Origin of the sequence: Dietzia sp. DQ11-38-2 (assembly GCF_014145055.1) — a bacterium.
Taxonomy (GTDB): Bacteria; Actinomycetota; Actinomycetes; order Mycobacteriales; family Mycobacteriaceae; genus Dietzia.
The window spans coordinates 1-22,976 of the sequence record NZ_JAALDW010000395.1 but is presented as its reverse complement, the minus strand read 5'-3'; the positions used below and the strand labels follow the sequence as shown (position 1 = coordinate 22,976).

General features: G+C 68.1%; 21 protein-coding genes. All 21 read right to left on the bottom strand.

All coding sequences use genetic code 11. The annotated features are described in order from the left end of the window. Window positions 1–34: 34 nt before the first annotated feature. Complete coding sequence (locus tag G6026_RS13125; RefSeq protein WP_107748796.1) at window positions 35–577, bottom strand: hypothetical protein; 543 nt, start codon at window positions 575–577, stop codon at window positions 35–37. Next, complete coding sequence (locus G6026_RS13120) at window positions 577–1,995, bottom strand: MlaD family protein (protein WP_107748795.1); 1,419 nt, start codon at window positions 1,993–1,995, stop codon at window positions 577–579. The genes G6026_RS13125 and G6026_RS13120 overlap by 1 nt, the downstream gene beginning before the upstream one ends. Continuing rightward, the gene (locus G6026_RS13115; protein WP_107748794.1) at window positions 1,992–3,197 is read right to left on the bottom strand and encodes an MCE family protein; all 1,206 of its coding nucleotides are present in this window, start codon (window positions 3,195–3,197) and stop codon (window positions 1,992–1,994) included. The genes G6026_RS13120 and G6026_RS13115 overlap by 4 nt, the downstream gene beginning before the upstream one ends. Further along, window positions 3,198–4,463: an MCE family protein gene (locus tag G6026_RS13110; protein WP_107748793.1), complete on the bottom strand. Its 1,266-nt coding sequence runs from the start codon at window positions 4,461–4,463 to the stop codon at window positions 3,198–3,200. After that, window positions 4,460–5,608: an MCE family protein gene (locus G6026_RS13105; protein WP_107748852.1), complete on the bottom strand. Its 1,149-nt coding sequence runs from the start codon at window positions 5,606–5,608 to the stop codon at window positions 4,460–4,462. Before G6026_RS13105 ends, G6026_RS13110 begins: the two co-directional genes overlap by 4 nt. Next, window positions 5,601–6,656: an MCE family protein gene (locus tag G6026_RS13100; RefSeq protein WP_107748792.1), complete on the bottom strand. Its 1,056-nt coding sequence runs from the start codon at window positions 6,654–6,656 to the stop codon at window positions 5,601–5,603. Before G6026_RS13100 ends, G6026_RS13105 begins: the two co-directional genes overlap by 8 nt. Beyond that, window positions 6,653–7,879: an MCE family protein gene (locus tag G6026_RS13095; protein ID WP_231750479.1), complete on the bottom strand. Its 1,227-nt coding sequence runs from the start codon at window positions 7,877–7,879 to the stop codon at window positions 6,653–6,655. Before G6026_RS13095 ends, G6026_RS13100 begins: the two co-directional genes overlap by 4 nt. A 21-nt stretch (window positions 7,880–7,900) precedes the next feature. Further along, window positions 7,901–8,752: an ABC transporter permease gene (locus G6026_RS13090; protein WP_107748790.1), complete on the bottom strand. Its 852-nt coding sequence runs from the start codon at window positions 8,750–8,752 to the stop codon at window positions 7,901–7,903. Window position 8,753: 1 nt separating this feature from the next. Further along, the gene (locus G6026_RS13085) at window positions 8,754–9,518 is read right to left on the bottom strand and encodes an ABC transporter permease (protein ID WP_067711895.1); all 765 of its coding nucleotides are present in this window, start codon (window positions 9,516–9,518) and stop codon (window positions 8,754–8,756) included. 233 nt (window positions 9,519–9,751) lie between these two features. Continuing rightward, window positions 9,752–10,657, bottom strand: a complete 906-nt coding sequence (locus G6026_RS13080) for an SDR family NAD(P)-dependent oxidoreductase (protein WP_182613431.1) — start codon at window positions 10,655–10,657, stop codon at window positions 9,752–9,754. Next, window positions 10,654–11,880: an acyl-CoA dehydrogenase family protein gene (locus G6026_RS13075; RefSeq protein WP_182613430.1), complete on the bottom strand. Its 1,227-nt coding sequence runs from the start codon at window positions 11,878–11,880 to the stop codon at window positions 10,654–10,656. Before G6026_RS13075 ends, G6026_RS13080 begins: the two co-directional genes overlap by 4 nt. A gap of 31 nt (window positions 11,881–11,911) precedes the next feature. Continuing rightward, window positions 11,912–12,919: a phosphotransferase family protein gene (locus G6026_RS13070; RefSeq protein ID WP_107756821.1), complete on the bottom strand. Its 1,008-nt coding sequence runs from the start codon at window positions 12,917–12,919 to the stop codon at window positions 11,912–11,914. Further along, entirely contained in the window at window positions 12,916–14,145 is a 1,230-nt protein-coding gene (locus tag G6026_RS13065; protein WP_182613429.1) for an acyl-CoA dehydrogenase family protein, read from the bottom strand. The genes G6026_RS13070 and G6026_RS13065 overlap by 4 nt, the downstream gene beginning before the upstream one ends. Next, complete coding sequence (locus tag G6026_RS13060) at window positions 14,142–15,299, bottom strand: thiolase family protein (protein ID WP_107756823.1); 1,158 nt, start codon at window positions 15,297–15,299, stop codon at window positions 14,142–14,144. Before G6026_RS13060 ends, G6026_RS13065 begins: the two co-directional genes overlap by 4 nt. Then, window positions 15,299–15,724 carry an OB-fold domain-containing protein gene (locus G6026_RS13055; RefSeq protein WP_107756824.1) on the bottom strand — a complete coding sequence of 142 codons (426 nt, stop codon included), beginning with the start codon at window positions 15,722–15,724 and terminating at the stop codon, window positions 15,299–15,301. The genes G6026_RS13060 and G6026_RS13055 overlap by 1 nt, the downstream gene beginning before the upstream one ends. 50 nt (window positions 15,725–15,774) lie before the next feature. After that, window positions 15,775–16,563, bottom strand: a complete 789-nt coding sequence (locus G6026_RS13050; RefSeq protein ID WP_107756825.1) for an enoyl-CoA hydratase/isomerase family protein — start codon at window positions 16,561–16,563, stop codon at window positions 15,775–15,777. A 134-nt stretch (window positions 16,564–16,697) separates the two neighbouring features. Then, window positions 16,698–17,798 (bottom strand): ABC transporter ATP-binding protein, encoded by a 1,101-nt coding sequence (locus G6026_RS13045; protein WP_107756826.1) that lies wholly within the window; start codon window positions 17,796–17,798, stop codon window positions 16,698–16,700. An 82-nt stretch (window positions 17,799–17,880) separates the two neighbouring features. Next, a complete protein-coding gene (locus G6026_RS13040) occupies window positions 17,881–19,512 on the bottom strand; it encodes an iron ABC transporter permease (protein ID WP_107756827.1) in 1,632 nt (543 codons plus the stop codon). A 143-nt stretch (window positions 19,513–19,655) separates the two neighbouring features. After that, window positions 19,656–20,708: an extracellular solute-binding protein gene (locus G6026_RS13035; RefSeq protein ID WP_107756828.1), complete on the bottom strand. Its 1,053-nt coding sequence runs from the start codon at window positions 20,706–20,708 to the stop codon at window positions 19,656–19,658. A gap of 132 nt (window positions 20,709–20,840) precedes the next feature. Next, a complete protein-coding gene (locus G6026_RS13030) occupies window positions 20,841–21,893 on the bottom strand; it encodes an extracellular solute-binding protein (protein WP_182613428.1) in 1,053 nt (350 codons plus the stop codon). Between the two features lie 182 nt (window positions 21,894–22,075). After that, window positions 22,076–22,870, bottom strand: coding sequence for an SDR family NAD(P)-dependent oxidoreductase (locus tag G6026_RS13025; protein ID WP_107756833.1), 795 nt, complete (start codon window positions 22,868–22,870; stop codon window positions 22,076–22,078). Between the last annotated feature and the right edge of the window lie 106 nt (window positions 22,871–22,976).

Sequence of the window (22,976 nt, the reverse complement as noted above, 5' to 3'; positions counted from 1 at the left end):
CGGGCGGAGCGGGCGTCTGGCACGTCGTTGCTGCTCACGGGATGAAGTTCACCCCCGAGACCCTCATCTCGCCGTCGTCGTGACGGTTGACCGTCACCCGGACGCGGTACTGCCGGTCCTGGTCCTCCTGGGACCGGGGATTGCCGATGGTCTGGTCGATCGCCATGATCACCTCTGCGCGCTCGGGGTAGGAGTGCTCGACCGCTGCGGCGGACACCACCCCGTCGGCCACCACCGCGGTGGTCTTGACGACCTCCTCGTAGGAGTCGCGACGGGGGGTGAACTGCTCGGAGAAGTCGCCCTCGATCATGTCCACGATCCGGTCCACGTCCTCGGTCAGGGTCTCCTGACGGATGGTCATGAGCCGGGTCATCACGTCGGTGGCGAAGTCGCGGTATGACCCATCGAGCTCGCTCGCGGACGCCCGGTCCGCCCGGATCGAGGCCGCCTGGCCACGCTCGGTGAGCCACAGCCCCGAGGCAACGAGGGCCGCCACCAGGCACAGGGCAGTGATCACGGAGGCGACGACCAGCCCGGTCCGCTCACCATCAGTGGGGGTCTCGTCCGACTGCGGCACTAGGTCACTCCATTCGTCAGGATGTCGGCCAGGTCGGCGTCCGCGGACAGCTTGCTCGCGGTCCCCAGGTTAAGCTGACGATACGTCTTGCCGTTCGCACCGAGGTACTCGCCCGTCGCCGGGTCGTACATGGCGGCGGAGGTGCGGATCTCCCGCTCGCCGCTGTTGGACGAGGGGACAACGTTGTACGCGTTCGGGCTGTCACCGGGCGGGCCGACCTCGCTGGTGTCCGGCGGGTTGATGCCCTCGGGGACGTAGTCATCGGCCGCACACTCCGCCGGAGAGGCAGCTCGCCGACCGGGGTACTCCATGCACGGCAGGTTGCGGGCTCCACGGACGGTCGTCTGGGAGTCCTTGGGGACCTTGCAGTAGATGCCGTTCATCAGCGGGGGCACGGACAGGTCGGCGGGCGACCGCCGCTGGTCCGCCGGCAAGAAGCCGGTGGTGCACGGCGGGGTCTCGTTGATCTGGAGGTTGAAATCCACCTTGATCTCACCGGTGTCCTTGGCGCCGTTGATCGCGGTGATGAGCGAGGACACCAGGGCCGGGTAGATCACGAGCAACTGCTCGATGGAGCGGTTGTAGACCACGCCAACCTCGCCGACGCTCACCAGGTTGGCGACCAGCACCGGCATGGTCGGCTGCAGATCGTTGAGGACCCTGGTCGCCCGGGCCAGGGAGTCCGGGCCGCGCTGGATGATCGAGGTCAGCTGGGGCTCGTTGACCCGGAGCTGATCGGTCAGGTCTGCGAGGTTCCGGGTCCAGGCACGGATCGAGTCCGCTGAGCGCAGCTGCGAGTCCAGGACCGGCTCGGCGTCGGCGATCAGCTGGCGGGTGGCCCCGGTGTTGCGCTGGGCCTCCTCAAGGAGGAGCTGCGCGGAGTCCAGGAACTGCTGGAGCTCCCGCTCGGAACCGTTGAACGCGTCGAACGACTCAGAGATGACGCGGCGCATCTTGCCGTCGTCGATCGACGCCATGAGCACCGTGGCCTGGTCCAGGACGGGGCCGATCCCCTGGGGCATGTCGACCCGGTCCTCGCCGAGCACGGTGCCGTCGGCCATCTCGCCGACGGGCTCGCCCTCGGGCACTAGCTCGACGAACTGCTCCCCGACCGCGGAGACACTCCGGATCTGCGCGCGGACGTTCTCGGGGACCTCCGCCCGCGTGTCGAAGTGCAGTTCGGCCACGACGTGACCGGGCTTGAGGGTGACCGCGTCGACTCTCCCGATCACATTGCCCAGGTAGGAGACGTTGGCGTTCTTGTAGACCCCACCGGTGTCCGGCATCTGCAGTGCGACATCGGTGCGCTGCCAGCCGAACGCAGTCGGCAGCTTGAGGTAGGAGACCGACATTACCGACAGGGCGAGAACCGTCACCACGGCGAAGATGGTCAGCTGGATTCGCACGAACCGGGTCATCGGGGGGCCTCCTCAGTCGGGGCGCCGGATCCCGGCTCAGGTGGCAGTTCGGCGAACGGCTCCTCGCCCGAGTGCTCCGGCCGCGGGATGTCGAGGGAGAACGGGTTCGCGCCGGCCAGCGGATTGGGCGCGAGGCCCACATAGCCCTCGAGGCCGGCCATACGGTTGCCGAACTCGGTGCCCAGGAGGAAGGTCTCCGACAGACGCGGCATCGTCGTGTCGGCGTGGATGTACAGGTTGGCGTAGTCGCCGCGGAGGAAGTTGTCGATGCCCGCCTGCGGGAACGGGAACGTGATGAGCACGCTCAGCGCCCGGGTCAGGTCGCGCCCGGCGTTGGCCAGCGAGTCGAGGACCGGCGTGATGTCGCGGAGGTTGTCCACCAGGTTCTGTCCACCACCGGCGTCGATCACCTGGTTGGCCTTGTTGCCGAAATCCCCGAGCGAGACCATTGCTGTGGTCAGCTCCTGCTTCTGGTCGTTGATCAGCGCGACGGCCTCGGGCATCTGCGCCAGCGCTCTGGCCAGGGTGTCGGTCTGGTCGTTGATCTGGCGGGACAGCCGGTCCAGCCCGTCCATGGCGGCGATGATGTCGGCCCGCTGCTCGTCGAGGCCGCTCACGGTGGTCTCCAGCTGGGTGATGACCTCCTTGGCGTCGACCTGCCGGCCGTCCAACGCGGTGTTGAGCTCGCTGGCGATGGTCTCGAACTGCGCCAGCCCGCCGTCGGTCAGGACGACCGACAAGGCCGACAGCGTCTGCTCCGTGGTCGGGTACACTCCGGCGCGGGCCAACGGGATGACGTCCCCGTCGGAGAGCGAGCCCTCGGGTTCGCCGTCCGGGGGCGGGAAGATCTCGAGATGTTGCGACCCCAGGAGGCTGGTCTGCCCGATCTTCGCATGTGCGTTGGCCGGGAGCCGGACATCCTCGTTGAGCGAGACCGTGACGATCGCCGTGTAGTCCTCCACCTGCATGTCCGTGATCGACCCGACGTTGACGTCGTTCACCCGGACCGGGGAGTTGCGGGTGATGGTGGTGACGTTGGGCATCTCGAGGGTGATCTCGTACGCACCCTCCCCCCTGCCCTGCGCTCCGGGTAGCGGCAGGGAGTTGAGACCCTCCCAGGTGCATCCGGCACCGGAGAGCAGCACGACGGCGCCGAGTGCACCTGCCGTCAGAATTCGGCCACTGGGTCGGTTGCGAAACATCTACGCATCTCCCGTCACGAGCAGGGTGTCGGTGAGGTTGTCGCCCTTGTTGACCACGTTGATCAGCGGGTCAGGCCGGTCGGAGACCGGCTGCACACCCGGTGGGGTCTGCGTCCCTGGCTTCTGCGAGTCCCAGATCTGTTGGGGCTCCGCGGTGGGGGTGATCGGCGGGGTGACCGCGCCGTATGGGTAGCTGGAGGCGAGCGAGTTGAACAGCGGGCCCATGTACTGGGCGCACAGCTGTGCGTCGGATTCGGCGGTGTTGTTGGCCAGGCCCGCGATCGCACCGCAGATGAAGTTGGTCGGGTTGGCCATCTGGTTCATGGTCAACACCCCGGTGAGGACGCCCTGGTACGGCCGGTAGATGTTGTAGAAGTTGGCCATGGCGGTGGGGCCCACGTGGAGCACTCCCTCCAGCTCGGCCCGCCGGTCGCGCACCACCTCGGTCGCCTGGCCGAGCTTGTCGACAGCAGTGGTCACGCGTTCCCCGTTGTTGTCGAGGAACCGGTTGATGTCGGTCACCGCCAGGTCGAGATCGCTCAGCGCCGCATCGATGTCGCCCGTCTGGTCTCCGAGCACCTGCGACACGCTGGCCAGCTTCCCCCCGAAGGACACGATCTGTTCCTCGCTCTGTGAGAGCGCTGTGACGAACAGTTGCAGGTTCTTGAGGGTGGTGAAGAGGTTCTCCCGCCCGTCCGAGAGCAGCGCCATGGTCTGCGAGACCTCGTTGAGGGCGTCGCGGACCTCCACACCGTTGCCGTCGAGCATCGCGTCGGCCGAGTCGACGAACTCGCCGAGCGGGCCCGTCTCCTCGTGACCGACGGGACTGAGGGCGGTGGACAGCTTCATGAGCTGCTCCTTGACCCCGTCCCATTCCACCGGGATCGCGGTGCGCTCGACGGGGATCGTGCCGCCGTCCGGCATCTCCTCGCCGCCCGTGAAGGCGGGGGTGATCTGGATGAACCGCTCGGCCACGAGGGACTGTGCCACGAGCAACGCGGTGGCGTCGGCGGGGACCGGGACGTCCCGGTCGACCTTCATCGTGACCTTGGACCTGCCGTCCTCGGAGGTGATCTCGGAGATCCGTCCGACACGCACCCCGAGCACCCGGACGGTGTCGTCCTCGTAGACGCCCCGGGTGGATTCGAAGAAGGCGACGATCGTCTTGGTCCGGGTGGAGAAGAACCACACCGCGGCAATCACGAGGAGGACGACGACGACGAGGGCCACGACCTTGGACAGTGTGGACGCCAGCAGTCGACTCATCGGGGCAACCTCTTCTCGCCCCAGCCGGGGTGCTCGTCCATCAGGGTCAGACCCGGTACGGCCGGCATCGTCGGCTCGCGGACCAGTCCCGGCTCGGGCTGGACGCGGTCGTCGATGAGAGGCATGAGGTCGCGCAGGATGGTCTGCTGGTAATGACCGATCGACAGGTTGGACACGTAGGCGTTGAACCACGGTCCGGACGCCACGGCCTCGCTCAGCGCCGTGGAGAACGGGACGATCCGGCGCAGCCCCAGATCGATGTCCTCTTTGTTGCGGATCAACAGATCCGACACCTGCTCCAACTTGTCAAGGGCGGGTCCGAGCTGTGCCTCGTTGTCCTGGACCACCCCCGAGAGCTGCCGGGCGAGTTCGTCGATGTTGACGATCAACTCGCTGAGGGCCCTTCGCCGGAGGTCGAGCTGGGTGAACAGCACGTTGCCGTCCACCATGAGCTGGTTGATCTGGTCACTTCGCCGCCCGAGGATGTCGGTGGTCCCCGCGGCCTTGTCGAGGAGCTGCCGGACGCCCTCGTCGCGCTCGTTGAGAGAGCGCGAGAGCCTGGTAATCCCGTCCAACGCGCCGCGGATCTCGGGCGAGGACCCCTCCATTGTCTCGGCGAGCACGGTCAGCGCCTCGTCGACCTTGTCCGTGTCCATCGCCTCGACCGTGTCGCTGAGGTCTCCGAGCGCGGCGGTGAGCGAGTACGGGACCGAGGTCCGCTCGAGCGGGATGGTGTTGTCGGGGAGTTCACCCCGACCGTCGGAGAAGACACCGAGCGCGCGCCGGCCCAGGATCGAGTCCGTCTTGACCTGGGCGGAGGTGTCCGTGCCGAGCGCGACGCCGGTGTCGATGTCGAAGCGGACCCTGACCCTGTCCCCGTCGAGCTCGATCTTCCGCACCGAGCCGACCCTCATCCCGGCCACCTGCACCTCGTCACCGGTGTTGAGCCCGGCGGCGTCGGCCACGTACGCGGTCGCGCCGCGCATCCCGTTGACATACGGGATCCGGTCGTAGTTGAGCGAGATCGCCATCAACGCCACGGCCCCCACGGCTCCCCAGACACCGATCGTCTTGGGGTCGCGGTCGCGGAAGCGGAGCTGTCCTCGGGGCGCCTTCGGCGGGGTCCCGTCTATTGTGTCACTCATCGGGGAACGCACACCGTCCCGTCGTCTGCTCGTACTGGGGCAGGTACACGCCCCTACCGGTCACGGGGTTGGTGACCTGCACGATCACACCGCAGAGATAGAACTGGAAGAAGCTGCCGTACACGCCCAAGCGCCCCATCTTCTCGAAGTCGGACGGGAGCCGGTTGATCACGTTCTCGACGAACGGCTCGTCCTCGTTGATGAGCGTCGCCACCCGGTCGATCTGGGCGACGTCCTCGCGCAGGGCCGGGCGGACGTCGGACAGGAGTGTGGTCATGTTGGCGCTGGCGTCGTTGAGGCGTTCGACGGACTCGCCTATCGGCTCGGCGTTCGCGGACAGACCGGAGACGAGCTGCTGGAGGTCGTCGACGATCGAATCGACGTTGGACTGGTTGTCCGACACGGTGGTGAGAACGCCGTTGAGGTTGGTGATCACGTCCCCGATGAGTTGGTCCCTGTCTGCAAGTGTCTGTGTGAGGGACGATGTCGAGGCGAGCAGGTCCTGCACGGTGCCGGCCTCACCCTGGAACACCTTGACGATCGACTCCGACAGTTGGTTGACCTGGCCGGGGTCCAACGCGCGGAACAGCGGACGGAACCCGCCGAGCAAGGCATCGAGATCCAGGGCCGGGGAGGTCTGCGAGATCGGCAGCGTCCCGCCCGCCTCGAGCGGAGACTGATCCCCCTCCCCCCGGTTGAGTTCCAGATAGCGGTCCCCGGTCAGGTTCTCGTACCGCACCATCGCCTCGGTGCTGGCGTGCACGACCTGGTTCCCGGCCACGGAGAACCGGACCGCGGCTGTGTTCCCGTCCGCCAGTGCGATCCGGTCGACGCGGCCCACCTCCACTCCCGCGATGCGCACCTTGTCCCCGGACTCCAGCCCCGAGACGTCGGTGAACACGGCATTAAACTTCTCGGACGCGCCGGAGCGGTACTCGCTGAAGACCATGACCAGACCGGCCAGGACCAGCACCATCACCGTGGTGAAGATCGCCAGCTTGATCAGGGTAAGACGGGCGTTTCGCGCTGCCGAGCGCCCGGCGGTCACGGGGTCTCCCCGTCCATGCCGAGCATGACCTGCAGCAGCGTCGGGGGCGCGGGACGACCGGGCTCGGTGGGCCGCAACGGGCCGAATAGCGGGGCGGGGCGAGAGGTGAACACGTCGGGCATGCCCTCCACGGGGTTGGAGCCCGTGTCGGTCACGACGAACGGGGCGTGGACGTTCGGGTCGGGGAACGGGAGGCCGTAGCAGTTGGGTCCGGTGCTGGCGTTGACCTTCGGCAGGTCCTTGGGGTACTCGTACGCTCGCGCCCCCTGCTGCCACCCCGACTTGAATACCAGGCCGGGCTGGTCCTCGCCGCCGAAGGCTGACGTGGCGCCCTCGACGCCCTGGTTCAGGCCCACGATCAGACAGGTGAGCATGGGGTGGTACTCCGCGAGCAGGCTGGTCGAGGCACGCAGGTCCGAGAGCATCTTGACCAACTCGTTGCCGTTCTCGGACAGCAGGCGCTTGCCGGTCTCGCCCGTGCCGATCGCAGAGACCAGCAATTGTTCGAACCGCGCCTGGTTGCTGACGACGTTGGCGCCGACATCGGTGCCGGAGTCGAGCAGGCGCATGATGTCGGGGGTGACGTCGGCGTAGAGGTTGGCCACCCGCGACCCCTTGGCCAGGTCCCTCTGGAGGGTGTCGATCTGCGGGTTGATCTCCTGCAGGTAGTCGCCCAAGTCGGTGATCGTGCGCCCCACCTGTTCACCGCGCCCGTCGACCGCCCCAGAGACCGCGCCGAGGGTGGCGTTGAGCTTCTCCGGCTCGATCGCGATGAGCAGGTCGGTGAGGTCCTGGAACAGTGTGTTGACCTCGGCGGTGACATTGGACGCCTCGACGACAGTGCCCGCGGCCAGCGGCGTCGGGTCCGGCCGCATCGGGGACTCGAAGTCGACGGACTTCGCACCGAACACCGTGTTGGATCCGATCGTCACCGGGGAGTTGGCGGGGATGGCCTCCAGCGCCGCGGGATCGACCTCGATCTCGATCGTCGCCCCGCCGAACTCCTGGCGGATGTCCTTGACGTTGCCGATCTCCACACCGCGGGCGCGCACCTTGGCGTCGGCCTCCATGACCAGACCGGCGCGATCACTGCGGACGGTCAACGGCACCCGACTGTCGAAGACCCTCGCGAACATCAGGAGGGAGAGCGCGATCACCACGACGATGAAGAGCGCCAGCACCGTCGCCGCGATGCGCTTGGGCACCGTATCGCTCTGACTCACAGTTCTCGCCACGTCCGCCTCCTATCCCGACAGGTTGAAGTTGCCGTCTCCGCCGTAGATCGCGAGGGAGACGAGAAGGGTCACGGTCACCACCGCGATGAGCGAGGTGCGGACGGCGTTGCCCACGGCCGAGCCGACGCCGGCGGGACCGCCGGCGGCGTTGTAGCCGTAGTAGGTGTGGATGAGCATGATCGTGATGGCCATCGCTATGGCCTGGACGAAGGACCACAGGATGTCCGTGGGGATGAGGAACGTCGAGAAGTAATGGTCGTACACGCCACCGGACTGACCATAGATCTGGACGGTCGCGAACCGGCTCGCCACGAACGAGGCGATGACGGCGAGCGAGTACAACGGCACCACGGCGATCATCCCGGCGACGATCCGGGTGGAGACCAGGTAGGTGATCGAGTCGATCGCCATGACCTCCAGCGCGTCGATCTCCTCGGACACCCGCATCGCCCCGAGCTGGGCCGTCGCGCCGGCACCGATGGTGGCGGCCAACCCGATGCCAGCGATCACGGGGGCGGCGATACGGACGTTGATGAACGCCGCGAAGAAGCCGGTGAGCGCTTCGACCCCGACGTCGGTGAGCGAGGAGAAGCCCTGGACCGCGATCACGCCGCCGGTGGCGAGGGTGAGGAAGCCGACGATCACCACTGTGCCGCCGATCATCGCCAGCGCACCCGTTCCCATGGCGATCTCGGCGATCAGACGCAGCGTCTCCTTCGGGTACTGGGTGAGCGCCCGCGGCGTGGCCAGCAGTGCTCGCCAGAAGAACAGGGCGATGCCGCCGAAGTCGTCGGCCCTGCCGACGGTGTGGTGCCGGGCCCGCGCGAGGCGCGGGAACCGGGTGGTCTCAATGACGGTCACCTCACGCCCCCAGGACCTTGACGCCGACCGCCGTGAGCACGGTGTTGACGACGAACAGGGCCATGAAGGCGAAGACGACGGTCTCGTTCACAGCGCTGCCCACCTCTTTCGGCCCGCCCCGGACGTAGAGGCCCTTGTAGCAGGCCACCAGGCCGGCGAGCATCCCGAACATCCCGGCCTTGATCTGCGCCAGGATGAGCTCACCCAGGCCCGTGAGCAGGGTGATCCCGTCTACAAAGGCGCCCGGGTTGACGCCCTGCAGGAGAACCGAGAAGAGGAAACCACCGAGGATGCCGATCGTGCACACCAGGCCATTGAGCAGCAGCGCCACGAAGGTGGACGCGGCGACCCGGGGGACGACCAGGCGCTTGACCGGGTCGATCCCGAGGACCTCCATCGCGTCGATCTCCTCGCGGATGGTGCGGGCCCCGAGGTCCGCGCAGATGGCGGTGGCCCCGGCCCCCGCCACGATGAGGACCGTGACCATGGGACCGACCTGGGTGACGGCGCCGAGCGCGGCCCCCGCCCCCGAAAGATCGGCCGCACCGATCTCGCGGAGCAGGATGTTGAGCGTGAAGCTCACCAGGACGGTGAACGGGATCGCCACCAGGATGGTGGCCATCATGGAGACCCGGGCGATGAACCAGGACTGTTCGACGAACTCCCGGCCCTGCCGCACGATCGACGGGAAGGACACGAACGTGTCGAGGCTCATGGCGACGAAATCGCCGACTCCCTTGAGCGGCGCATCGAGAACTCTCGCCATATCGCCCCCCTCCTGTCTTCTCTCATCCCCCGGTCGCACCGAACTGAACAAGTGACCGGTTCGGCGTGACCTAGATTACATAGTAGCTAGAACACGTTCTCATTAGCAAGGCCTACCAATCACCCCCGAACGGTGCCCCTGCGCGTGTGCCGGGAATCTAACACGCCCCGACACAACGAAAGCGGTCCCCGCGCGTCTCTCAGCAAACGCCGCGGGGACCGCATCGGTTCAGGTCAGAGGGTCATGATCTCCGAGGCGGAGAAGGACTTGCCCTCGGGCCGCCCTGACCAGTGGCCGGAGACCGCGTCGGCGAACTCCCGGCGGTCCCACACACCGCCCTCGGCGTCGAACCGCTTCTCCACCACCGGGGCGTCCACCAACGCCACCATGCCGCCGTATACCACGAACAGCTGACCGCTGACACCGGCCGCGGCGGGCGACGCGAGGTACGACACCAGGTCCGCCACCCGGTCCGGCGACAGCGGGTCGGGCCCCTTCGACTCGTCCCAGTCCTCGAAGACGCCCTCGGTCATCCCCGTGCGTCCCCGGGGAGCGATGGCGTTGGCCGTACAGCCGATCCGGGAGAGCACACGTGAGGCCGAGAGGGTGAGCGCGGTGATGGCGGCCTTGGCCGCGCCGTAGTTCGCCTGCCCGGGCGGGCCGAAGAGTCCCGCCTCGGACGAGGTGTTGATCAGCCGCCCGTACACCGGGGAGTCGGACTTCTTGCTCTCGCCCCGCCAGTGGGCCGCGGCGTTGCGGGTGAGCAGGAAATGCCCGCGCAGGTGCACCCTGATCACCGCGTCGAAGTCGTCGTCCTCCATGTTGAACAGCATCTTGTCCCGGGTGATGCCGGCGTTGTTGACCACCACGTCGATCGACCCGTGGTCGCGGACGATCTGGTCCACGGCCGGTTCGATGGCGTCCCAGTCGCCGACGTGCAGCGCCAACGGGTGCGCCGCATTGCCGGTCGCGGCGGAGATCTCGGCGGCCACCGCCTCGCACTGGTCGGCCTTGCGGCTCGAGACGATCACGGTGGCGCCGGCCTCGGACAGGGCGAGCGCCATGGCCTTGCCGAGGCCCCGGGTCGCGCCGGTGACGAGCGCGACCTTGCCGGCCAGGAGGGTGGACGTGGCGCTCATGATCGGGCCTCCGTGGTGGTGGGGGTGTACTTCGTGAGTTCGAGTCGCGCCATGGTGCGCAGGTGGACCTCGGTGGGTCCGTCCGCGATCTGCAGTGCACGGGTCAGGGCGTAGAACCGGCCCAGCACGTTGTCGTCGCTCACGCCGGCGGCGCCGAAGGTCTGCACCGCGCGGTCCACGACCTTGTGCGCGGTCTCCATCGCGGAGACCTTGATCGCGGCGACCTGCATCCGAGCCGCGGCGTTGCCCCGGGTGTCCATCAGCCACGCCGCCTGGAAGGTGAGCAGGCGGATCTGGTCGATCTCGATCCGGCTGCGGGCGATCCATTCGCGGACCACCCCGCGCTTGGCGAGCGGTTCGCCGAACGCGACGCGGTCCTGCGCGCGCTGGCACATCAGCTCGAGCGCCCGCTCGGCGATCCCGATAGCGCGCATTGCGTAGTGCATACGGCCGGGCCCCAGGCGCCCCTGGGCGATGGTGAAACCGTCACCCTCCTCACCGAGCATGTTCTCGGCCGGCACCCGCACGTCGGTGAAGGTGACCTCTCCGTGGCCGAGTCGGTCGTGGTACCCGAGCATCGGCAGATCGCGGACGATCTCGATCCCCGGCGAGTCGGTCGGGACGAGGATCATCGACTGCTGCCGGTAGGCGGGCCCCTCCGGGTCGGACTTGCCCATGACGATCAGGAGCGCGCAGTCGGGGTCGAGCACTCCCGAGGAGTACCACTTGTGACCGTTGATCACGTACTCGTCGCCGTCGCGCAGGATGGTCGTACCGATGTTCCGGGCGTCCGAGCTCGCGACGTCCGGTTCGGTCATCGCGAACGCCGAGCGGATGTCGCAGTCGAGCAGGGGCCTCAGCCACTTCTCCTTCTGCGCCTCGGTGCCGTACATGGCGAGGATCTCCATGTTGCCCGTGTCCGGGGCCGAGCAGTTGATGGCCTCGTTGCCGATGAGGGACCGTCCGACGATCTCGGCCAGCGGGGCGTACTCGAGGTTCGTCAGACCCGCGCCGAGCCCGTCGTGGGCCATGAAGAGGTTCCACAGTCCCTGTTCGCGGGCGATGGCCTGGAGGTCCCGCATGACCTGTGGCTGCTCATGCGGGTTGTCGTTCTCCGCGATCTGCTGGTCGTACACCTTCTCGGCGGGGTACACGTGCTCGTCCATGAACGCGTACAGCTTCTCGGCGAGCTCCGCCGTACGGTCGGAATAGGCGAAATCCATCGTGCTCTCTCGTTTCTCGGGTGGTGCCGCGTCAGGCCAGCCGGTCGATACCGGTGACGATGAGCCGGCGGATGGTCTCGGGTAGCAGCTCCTGCGCCGGGTCGTGGTGCCGACCCTCGCGGTGCCGCCGCAGGTTGTGCCCCATGATGGCCGCCATCTTGAACCTGCCGAGCGCATCGAACCAGGAGAAGTCCGACAGCGCGCCGGCGGCGGCGCAGTAGAGGTCGATCAGCTCGCCGGGTTCGGGCAGACCGGCGACTTCCCGGCCCACGCCGGGGAAGTTGGTGCCGTCGGCGAAGACGAGGAACCACCCGAGTTCGACCCGCGGGTCGCCCGGGCTCCAGATCTCCCAGTCGATCAGCGCCGCGGGCTCGGCCCCGTCGGAGAGGATGTTGCCCAGTCGGTAGTCGCCGTGGACCAGCACCGGGGCCACCGGCTCCGGGATCGATGCGGTGAGCAGTGCCTCGAACCGGTCGGCATCGGGGACGAGCTCGGGCGGGACCGCACCCATCGTGCGGACCCAGCGGGCGAGTTCGTCCGCCGGGGTGAGCACCTGCCCGTCGATGGGAAGTGAGTCCAGCGGCACCGCGTGCAGCGCGGGAAGGATCTGCGCGGCCCGCCGCATCCGGGCGGCCGCGAGCGCCGGTTCGACTGCCGGGTCGTCGAGGACCGGCTCGAGGGACTCCCCGCGCACCAGGTCCATGGCAAACCAGGCCGGGGACCGGTCATCGGTGGCCCGGATGCCGGGGACCGGCACGGCGGTGTCGGCGAGCGCGGACATGATGCGCGCCTGGCGGAGCATGTCGTGCCGCCCGACGGCCTTCTGTCCCGGGGGCACCGACTTGATCACGAACTCCTCGGTGGCGCCCGCGATCCGGTACGTCAACCCGGAATGTCCTCCCAGCATGGGATCGAGCGGCCCGAACGGGCCCCGGACCCCCTTCTCGACGAGCCCGGCGATCACCCGGTCACGCAGCAGCGACTCGGTCGTGCTCGCGTCGTTCGTGGTCGCGCCGTCGGCGGTGTCGGAGGTCGTCATGGCCGTGGCTCCCGGGGAAGACCGAGCACGCGCTCGGCGAGGATGTTGTGTTGGATCTCGTCGGTGCCACCGGCGATGCGGTAGCCGGGAGCGCCGAGGACGTGCTCGGTCCACGCCCAGGTCCCCCACTTCTCGCTGCGGAGGCTCAGCTCCTGGCCGAGGAGCATCCGGACGGTCTCGGACGTACGGGCCATCGTGTCGGTGGCGAGCAGCTTGCCCACCGACGCCTCGGGGCCGGGCTCGCGACCGGCGCCCACCGCGGCGGCGACCCGCATCCCCACCAGTCGCTGGACGAAGCTGCGGGTGACCAGGTCGGCGACGGCGTCCCGCTCCAGGGCGTCCAGTTCACGACCGGCGTTGCGGGCCAGCTCGACCGCCTGATCGGCGTTGTCGAGCCCGAGGTTGCCCGAGTCGAGCCGTTCGGCCGCCAGGACGGTGAGGGCGACCTTCCAGCCCTGGCCGACCGGGCCCAGCCGGTAGCGGTCGTCCACCTCGACGTCGTCGATCAGCACCTCGTTGAAGGAGGTCCCACCGGTCATCTGGCGGATGGGTCGGACGGTGATACCGGGGGCGTCCATGGGGACGATGAACATCGTGAGGCCCCGGTGCTTGGGCGCGTCCGGGTCCGTGCGGCACACCGCGACCCCGTAGTCCGCCACCCTCGCGCCGGAGGTCCACACCTTGGAACCGTTGAGCACCCACCGTCCGTCCTTCTCCACGGCGCGGGTACGCACGGCGGCCAGGTCGGAACCGGCCTCCGTCTCGGAGAAGAGCTGACAGGCGATGAGGTCGGTCCGGAGCATCGCGCGGACGTATTCCGCGCGCTGGTCCTGGGTCCCCCACTGCGCGATGGTCGGGGCGATGAGCTGCTGGGTCACCGGGAACATCTCGGTGCGCTGGGGGAGGTCGAAGTCCGCCTCCAGCCGGCGGAACGCCAGATCGTAGGCGATCGGCAGATCCCGGCCGCCGTACTCGGGCCCCCAGGTGACGGCCCCGTATCCGGCGTCGAACTTCGCCTGCTCGTATCCGCGGCGTCGGTCGGTCTCCTCGCGTTCCTGCTCGGCGGACCAGTTCTCGAACACCACGACGGAGTCCGGGCCCTCGCCCCAGGGTCGCGCTTGCCGGGGGCTCGCGATCGACTCCAGCCATCGACGGGCGGAGTCGAGGAATCCCCGGAGTCCATCGTCCTGGTCGGTGCCGTGCTGCTCGGTGGTGGTGCCGCTCATCGCCGGCCTCCTTCCAGAACGGTGCACGCGCTGATTCCCGGTGCGCCGTACACGTGGGTGAAGCCGAGCCTCGGGGCGCCCGGGACCTGCCGCTCGCCGGCCTCCCCCCGGAGCTGGGTGACGACCTCGTGAACCTGGCGCAGTCCGGACGCGCCGATCGGCTCACCGTTGGCCAGACACCCGCCGTCGGTGTTGACGGGGAGCGAGCCGCCGATTTCGGTCTCGCCGCGCTCGAGCATCCCTTCCTGCTCGCCGTCCTCGCAGAAGCCGCACTCGGCGAGATGCATGATCTCGGCGCCCGACTCCGTGTCCTGGAGTTGGGCCACGTCGATGTCGGACGGGGACACTCCTGCGGTCTCGAACGCGCGCCGCGCCACGACGGTGCTCACGCTGCTGGGTTCGCCCTCGCCCTGGACGGACGGGGCGAACACCTCGAAGGACCCGAACGGCCGGGTGCCGGTGGAGACCGCGCGGACGGCCACCGCGCGGCCACCCATCCTGGCCGCGACCGACTCCGACGCCAGGAGGATCGCGGCGCCACCCTCCCCCGGGTTGCAGAACATGAACTGGGTGAGCGGGTCGTTGACCATCGGCGAGGCGGCGATCTCCTCCAAGGTCTTCGGATCGCGGCGCCAGGCGTTCGGGTTGATACTGCCGTTGCGGTAGGCCTTCTCCGCCACCCGGGCGAGCGTGGTCTCCGAGATCCCGTGCCGGGCCATGTACCGCGTGATCTTCATGGCGAAGAACTGTGTGGTGACCATGAGGCCGTGGGTGCCGTACCCCTCGGTCAGGCCCCACTCCTCCGGCTTGGGGTCGAATGCACCCCGGGGGTGTTTGTCGAACCCGACGGCCAGCGCCACCTCGGCCGCTCCGGAGCGGATGGCGTTGATCGCGGAGACGAGGGCGCTGCCCCCGGTCGCGCACCCGTTCTTGACGTTGGTGAAGGGGATCCCGGTCAGGCCCAGGTCGGTGACGAGCGTGTCCGCGAGGCCGGACCCGTCGCTGCCACCGAACGCGATCTGGACGTCGGACCACTGCAGCCCGGCGTCGGCCAGGGCGGCCCGGATGGCGGTGACGGCCATCTGACGTCCGCTGACCCCGTCCTGGCGTCCGAACTTCGACAGACCGGCGCCGACGATGTGCACGTCGGACATCAGACCTCCTTCTTACTGGTGGATTCGGCGGGGGGCGCGGCATCCGCGTTGACGGCGGGGGCGGTGGCGAGGGCGAGGGCGAACCTCGGTACCGGATCGGCCCCCACCAGAACGACCTCGCGGCCGATCAGATCGATCGGCGACGTGCCCTCGAGCAGCGCCTCGACCTTGACGCCCTCGGGCAGTTCGACGTAACCGACGGCGTAGGGGCGGAAGCCCCCGGGCGGCGCCACGTACGGCGGCGACTTCGGGGCGAACCGCTGGATGGTCGCGGTCCATACCGTGCCGGTGGTGGACAGGTCCGTCTCGGCGGTCTCGGACCCACCGCAGCGCTGACAGCTCACGGAGGCGGGAAACGCCACGGTCGTGCAGTGCGCGCACCGGCTCCCCCGCAACAGCGGTGGGAGGGTCTGGTTCTCGTTCATCGTGTGCACTCCTGGTTCCGTAGACGTTTCCCGCTCCGTGATCGGTCAGATCAGCGGCCGACCCACTTGGGCTCACGCTTCTCGAGAAATGCCTGGATGCCCTCCTTGCCGTCCTCCGACTGGAGCGAGTTACCCACCGCGAAGTGCTCCATGATCATGAGCGACTTGATGTCGGCGTCCAGGCCCTGGTTCACGGCCATCTTGGTGAGCTTCATCATGAACGGGCTCTTGTCGGTCAGGGTCCCGATGAACTCCTCGACGCACTGGTCGAGCTTGTCGGCGGGGGCCGAGTCGTTGATGAGGTCGAAGTCCTTGGCCTCCTGGCCCGAGAGCAGCTTGCCCGTGAGCATGAGCTCCTTGGTCTTGCGCAGGCCGATCATCCGCGGGAGGCGGTAGATGGGGCCGGCGCCACCGAAGAGGGCGCGACGGATGTGGAAGTCGCCGATCTTGGCGTCGTCCGCAGCGATCGCGAAGTCACACGAGATCATGAGCTCGAAGCCACCGGCGGTGACGTAGCCCTCGAGCACGGCCACCGACGGCGTGTTCATCGAGTAGAGGCGGTCGCACACCTGGGCCGAGAGGACGCCGACGTCCATGGCGTTGGTGGTGCCGACGAAGTCACCCAGCAGCTCGTCGAGGTCGAAGCCCGAGCAGAACTGGTTCTGCACGCCACGGAGCACGAGCACCTTGAGGTCGGGATCCGCGTCGACCTCCTTGATGATCTCGTCGAGGCGGTGGAGCAGCTCCACGGTGACGGCGTTCTTCTTGTGGGGGCGGTTGAGCCACACGCGGGCGACGTCGCCGTCCTTCTCCAACAGAACGTGGTCGGTCTGAACCATGGTCTTTCCTTTCGTAAGTCATCCTGAACTGGATTCAGTTCATGTCTACACTGTGATGCAGGCCTCGTCAACCTCTGTCGTCGTGAGGTTTTCCTCGGCCCGGCCGGACCCGCCGAGAGGCGGATCCGGCCTGGTCAGAGCTCTGGAGAGAGCGGGTAGATCTTGAGGCTCTCCGAGCGGAAACTGATGACGACGGGCTCGCCCCTCTTCGCTCGCCGCAGCCAGTCGCCATGGACCGCGGCGGAGGCCCGGAGTCGGTACTCCTCCGGCCCCGCACCCACCTGGACGTCGTAGTAGCGACCACCGAACTCGGCGGACAGCAGAGTCGCCTCGAGGGTGATCTCCCGGTGCGAGACGTCCTCCTCCGGCCGGTGCAGCGTGATGTCGTCAGGCCACAGACGGGCGGACACGGCACGACTGTCGCCCGTCTCGCAGCGCAGCGGTAGTTCGGTGCCCGCCGCCGTGGTCCATTCCAATCCGGTGCGGTGCAACTCGAGCCGGTTGGACATGCCGATGAAGTCGGCCACGTATTCGCTCACGGGGTGATCGAACACGTCCTGCGGGGTCGCGAGCTGCTCGATCTTCCCCTGCTTCATGATCGCGAGACGATCCCCGAGCGCGAACGCCTCGGAGTGGTCGTGGGTGACGAAGACCGCGCCGAACCCCAGCTCGTCGTGCAGCCGGCGGATCTCCGTGCGCACCTGGTCGCGCAGGAGCGCGTCCAGGTTGCTGAGCGGTTCGTCGAAGAGGACGAGATCGGGCCTCGACGCCATCCCCCGGGCGACGGCGATCCGCTGCTGCTGACCGCCGCTCAACTGCGAGGGATAGCGGTCGAGCAGGTGGCCGCAGTCGACCATCTCCGCGGCCTCTTCGACCCTCCCGGAGTTGAGCGCGTCCTTGAGCTTGCGCGCCTTCAACGGGTACGCGATGTTCTTCCGCACCGTCATGTTGGGCCACAGGGCATAGGACTGGAACACCATCCCGATGCTCCGCTTGTTGGGAGGCACGTTCACGCGGTTGGCCGCGTCGAACATCGGTGCGCCGTCGAAGGCGATCGACCCCGCCTCGGGGGTCTCGAGGCCGGCGAGACACCGCAGCGTGGTGGTCTTGCCGCACCCGCTCGGACCGAGGAGGACGAGGAACTCGCCCGCTCCGATCTCCAGATCGAGCTCGTCGACGACGACGTTGCTTCCGTATTGCTTGGTGAGACCGGAGATCTCGATTTTCGCGGTCATTGGTCTTCCTCACATTCACGCCGGCGGAAAGGCTCGGCTCGGTCACCTGGTAACAGGGCGGGCGCGCACCCGCGGGACGACATCACAGCTTCTCCAGGACGTTGCGTCCGCCGATCAGCATCGCGACCGCGACACCGGCACCCGTGACCGCGGACATGAGAATCGCCATCGCGGCGACGAGGGTGTACGAACCGTTGCTCCAGTGGTCGTAGAGCAGGGTGCCCATCACCTGCGTCGTCGCGGAGCGGACCATCAGCGAGGCCGCGAACTCGTGGGTCAGGAGGATGAACATCAGCGCGATCGAGCTGAGGATGGTCGGCCGGAGCATCGGCAGCGTGATCCTCGCCATCGTCGCCACCGGGCCGGCTCCCGAGACCGCCGAGGCCTCCTCGTACTTGTCACCCATCGAGATGAGCGCCGTCAGCTGCATACGGGTCGCGAACGGGATCATGAGGACCACGTAGACCAGGATGATGACGGCCTTGGTGCCGTAGAGGATGAGCGGCGGTTCGGTGTAGGTGAGCAGGAACCCGACGCCGAAGATGACGGCCGGGATACCCATCGGCAGCGCCGTGATGAGGTCGGCGACGGTACGCAGGATGCGCAGGTCCTGCCTCCGGACCATGAGGTTCGCGACACCGAACCCGATGGGCACACAGATCAGCACGGCGACGATCGACGTCACGACACTCGTGACGACCGAGTCCACTATGCCCGGGGTGGTGACCAGCGCCCGGTAGTTGCTCAGGGTGAACAGGTCCCAGGACAGGGTCCCCGACCAGAACGGGGTCAGGGACACGATGATCACCCCTGCCAGCGGGAGGATGAGCGCGACCAGACCGTAGACGGCGACGATCGCCGTGGCCCAGTGCGAGGACCCTCCGACCGGGGAGAAGGACTTGCCCCCATGGGTGACGAACCGGGTCTGGTTGCCCAGGAGCGCCCGCTGGCCGAACACCACGAGGATGCCCATGATGACCAGGGGGGATCCCGCGGCCGCGGCGGCGGCGAAGTTGATGGGTGACTCCGAGGCCCGGAGGTACATCTCGGTGGCCAGGACCTTGACGCCCTCGTTCTGACCCAACAGCAGGGGCGCGGTGAACTGGCCGAGGCCCAGCAGCAGGGCCACACCGGCGCCGTAGACGAGCGACGGGCGCAGCAGTGGGAGGACCACCTTGAAGAACGTCCCGATGGTCGTGGAACCGGCGATCTGGGCGGCCTCGAGGTGCTCGCCGCTGATGTTCTGCATCCCGGCGCTGACGAAGAGGTACACGAACGAGGTGAGGCTGAACCCGGTGATGATGATGATCCAGGTCGGGCTGTACACGTTGACCGGGCCGGAGTTCAGATCACTCCACCAGGGCAGCATCCGGAGCAGGATGTTGATATAGCCGGGGCCCGGGGAGAGCAGGAACGCGAATCCCACGACGTTCGCGACCGACGGGATGACGATCGGCAGGATCGGGACCAGACGCAGGAAACCCATGCGGCGCGGCAACCGGGTGGTCGCGAAGGCGAGGACGGTTCCGCACACCATGGCGATCACCAGCGAGAAGAACGCGAGCGCGGCCGTGGTCTGCAGGGTGGTGACGATGTCTGCGCGTCCGTACTGCGAGCGGTAGCCGGCCGCACCGTTCTCGAACGCCAGCGACTGGAGTTTGAACAGCGGCCAGACCACCAGGTACGCGAGCACGAGTATCAGTGCCGCGTACATCAACCGATGTCGCCATATCGACAGCGGACCTGAACTTTTCACTTCGATCTGTCCTCAGCTCGGGGTAGTGCGGTGCGGGATCGGCGGCGTGCGGGGATCCGGCCCGCGGTGGGCGAACACCTCACCGCGGGCCGGGTCGGGGCTCAGCCCAGGAAGAGCTGTTCCCACTGAGCCTGGTACTCCTGGACCGTCTCGGGATCCAGGGTGTCCGGATCACCCAGCTCGACGTCCTGAGCCGTGACCGTCGAGCCCGGCACGCCCGTGCCCGGGACGTCCGGGAGCACCGAGAGGTAGTCGGCCGAGATGGCTTCCTGACCCTTGTCCGTGATGAGGAAGTCCGCGAGCAGCTGCGCCGCGTTCGGATTGGGCGCCGAGGCGAGGACGTGGGAGTACCAGGGCACGCCCCACGGGTTCTCGGGGAGCGCGAAGTCGACCGGAGCGCCCTTGTCCTTCTCGGTCAGGACGTTGCTCGCCGCCATCGGCGCCACCCACACCTCACCGGAGGCCAGGGCCTGGGTGATCGCGACCGCGCTCGAGTAGATCCGCGGGTTCGTCTCGGCGAGCCGTTCGAGGTAGTTCTCGCCGTAGTCCACGTCGATCTTGCGGTACATGTCGACGTAGGTCGGGATGCCGTTCGGGTTCTGGATGCCGACCTTGCCGTCGAACCGGGGGTCGAGTGCGTCGTCCGGCGTCGCCAACCCCTCGGGGACCTGCGCGGTGTTCCACCCGAGGCCGAACACCGTCGCACTGGTGAGGAAGAACTTGTCCTCGAGCACGCTCTCCGCGCGGTCGTAGTCGGGGTTGTCCAGCGAGGGCGCCACGACCTCGGCCGAGTAGTCGGTGTCGAAGCTGCGGTTGATCCACCCGGCGTCCGTGGTCATGTGGACGTCCGCGACGCCGGACCCGGTGGAGTTCTCCACCTCGATCTTCGGCAGGATGTCCGCGTCCGTCCCGCGGACGTAGGTGAGGGTGATGCCGGGATACTCCGCCTCGAACGCCTGCTTGAGGGCCTCGAGGTTGTCCGGGGAGTGGGTGGAGTAGATCGTCACGCTGCCCTCCTCCTGGGCGGCGGCGACGATCTCGTCCCATGATCCCGCGAGCTCCGAACCCGATCCGGAGTCCGACCCGCACCCCGCGAGCACCAACGCGAGCGCTGCCCCGCTGGCGACAGCGGCCTTGAATCTGGAAAAGCGCATTGCTTCCCTTCCTGTGACGGCCACCGGGAGCCGGAGCCGAATTGAACTAACTTCAGTGAACTGTATGACCCAGGTCACGTAAGCGCAAGGGGAAGCGCCCGTTAACTTCGCCGGGATCCTGATCTCGGGCCGTCAGCCGAGGAACCTGCGCTCCCAGGCGGCGACGTACTCCTCCACCGCCGCCGCCTCGAGCGTCTCCGGATCCGCGAGACCGATGTCCTGCGCGACGACGTCCGAGCCCTCGACCCCCGTGCCCGGGACATCCGGCAGTGCGGCGATGTAGTTCTCCGAGAGCGCGGCCTGCCCGGCCGGGGTGAGCATGAAGTCCGCGAGCACCTGTCCCGCGTTCGGGTGGGGCGCGGCCGCCAGGACGTGCGAGTAGAACGGGATACCGATGGGGTTCGCGGGCAGGGCGAAATCGACGGGCGCGCCCTTGTCCCGTTCCGCCAGGACGTCCATGGACGCCCCGGGGGCAGCCCAGATCTCACCCGACGCGAGCGCCTGGGTGATCGCGGGCGCACTGCCGTAGATGCGGGGATTGACGCCGGCGAGCCTGTCGACGAACCCCTCCCCGTAGTCGATGTCCATCCGGCGGTAGATGTGCACGACGGCAGGGAAGCCGGCGGGATTGACGACGCCGACCTTGCCGTCGAACCGCGGGTCGAGCAGGTCCTCGGGGGACGCGAGCCCAGCGGGCACGTTCTCCGTGTTCCACGCCAGGCCGATCGAGGTCGCACTGGTGACGAAGAAGGTGTCGTCCAGCACCCCGTCCTCCGCGCGGTACGCCGGGTCGTCGATCGCCGGCGCGACCACTTCCACCGAGTAGCCACCCGAATCGAGACTGCGGTGGATCCACCCGGCGTCGGTGGTCATGTGGACATCGGCGACCCCGCTGCCCGTCTGGTTCTCGACCTCGACCCGGGGGATCAGATCGGAATCCGTCCCGCGGACGTAGTTCAACGAGATCCCGGGATACTCCGACTCGAATGCGGTCTTGAGCGACTCCAGGTTGGCCGGGGCATGGTTGGAGTAGATGGTCACGCTCCCCTCGTCGGTGGCGGCGGCGACGATCTCGTCCCACGAGCCGGCCAGTTCCGAACCGGTGTCGTCCGATCCGCATGCCGAGGCGACGGCGGCGGTCGTGACGAGCACCGCGATCGCGGCCACGGTGCCTGTGAACCTCATATGCTTCCCCTTTCCGGAGACGAGGAGCTCATTGAGTTGAACTCACTTCATTGCAGAATAGGGTGGAGATCACACCGCGTCAGCCGTTCGGGACGACCGGCGTCCCTCGCCGCGGCCCCGGCCTCGAGTCGGTCCCTGCTGCCGGGTCGCGCCGTGCGCGCGGTGCGAGCGCTGTCGGGTCGTCAGACCGTGAAGCGACCCCCGTTGCTCAGCAGCACCGCGCCGACGACGTTCGACGCCTGATCGGAGGCCAGGTAACAGATGCTCTCGGAGAGCTGCTCCGCGGTGGCGTAGCCGAAGGCGCTGCCCTCGTTCATCCGCGCGCGGACCGACTCGGGGGTTCGCGCGGCCATGGCGGTGTCCACCGGGCCGGGGGCGACGGTGTTGACCCGGATGCCGAAGTGGACGGCCTCTTTGGCCACGGACTGACTCAGTGCGTGGACGGCCGCCTTGGAGGAGGCGTAGTGCGGGTAACCCACGAGGGTGTCGAACGCCGCCGAGGACCCCACGGTGACGATCGCCCCTCCCCCGCCGGGGCGCATCGCCCGCACGGATTCGCGCAGGACGTGGAAGGTGCCGTCCAGATTGACGGCGTGGATCCGGCGCCACGTCGAGTCGTCGAGCCGGCTCAGGACGTCGACCGGTTCGCCGGTCTCGGCCGCCTCGTAGATGTGGGCTTTGGCCACGGGGTCATCGATGCCGGCCGCGTGGACGACCACGTCCACCCGTCCGTCTTCGGCCGAGATCTCCTCGAAGAGCGCGCGGACCGCGTCCGGGTCGGCCACGTCCACCCCGTGTGCGACGCCGCCGATCTCCGAGGCGACGCGCTGCGCTGACTCCCGCGCCAGGTCCACCAGGTGGATCCGGCGCGCGCCCTCCGCGGCGAGCTGCCTCGCCACGGCCGCCCCGATCCCCGAGGCCGCCCCGGTGACCAGTGCGACCCTGCCCTCGAACCGGGTGTTCTGTGGCGCCGTCATGATGTCCGTCCTCTTCTCGTCGGTGTGGTGTGGTGGAGCAGGTCACCGCGTTGCGCGGGGGTCACATGGTCACCACGAGACGGCCGGTGACCCTGCCGTCGCGGAG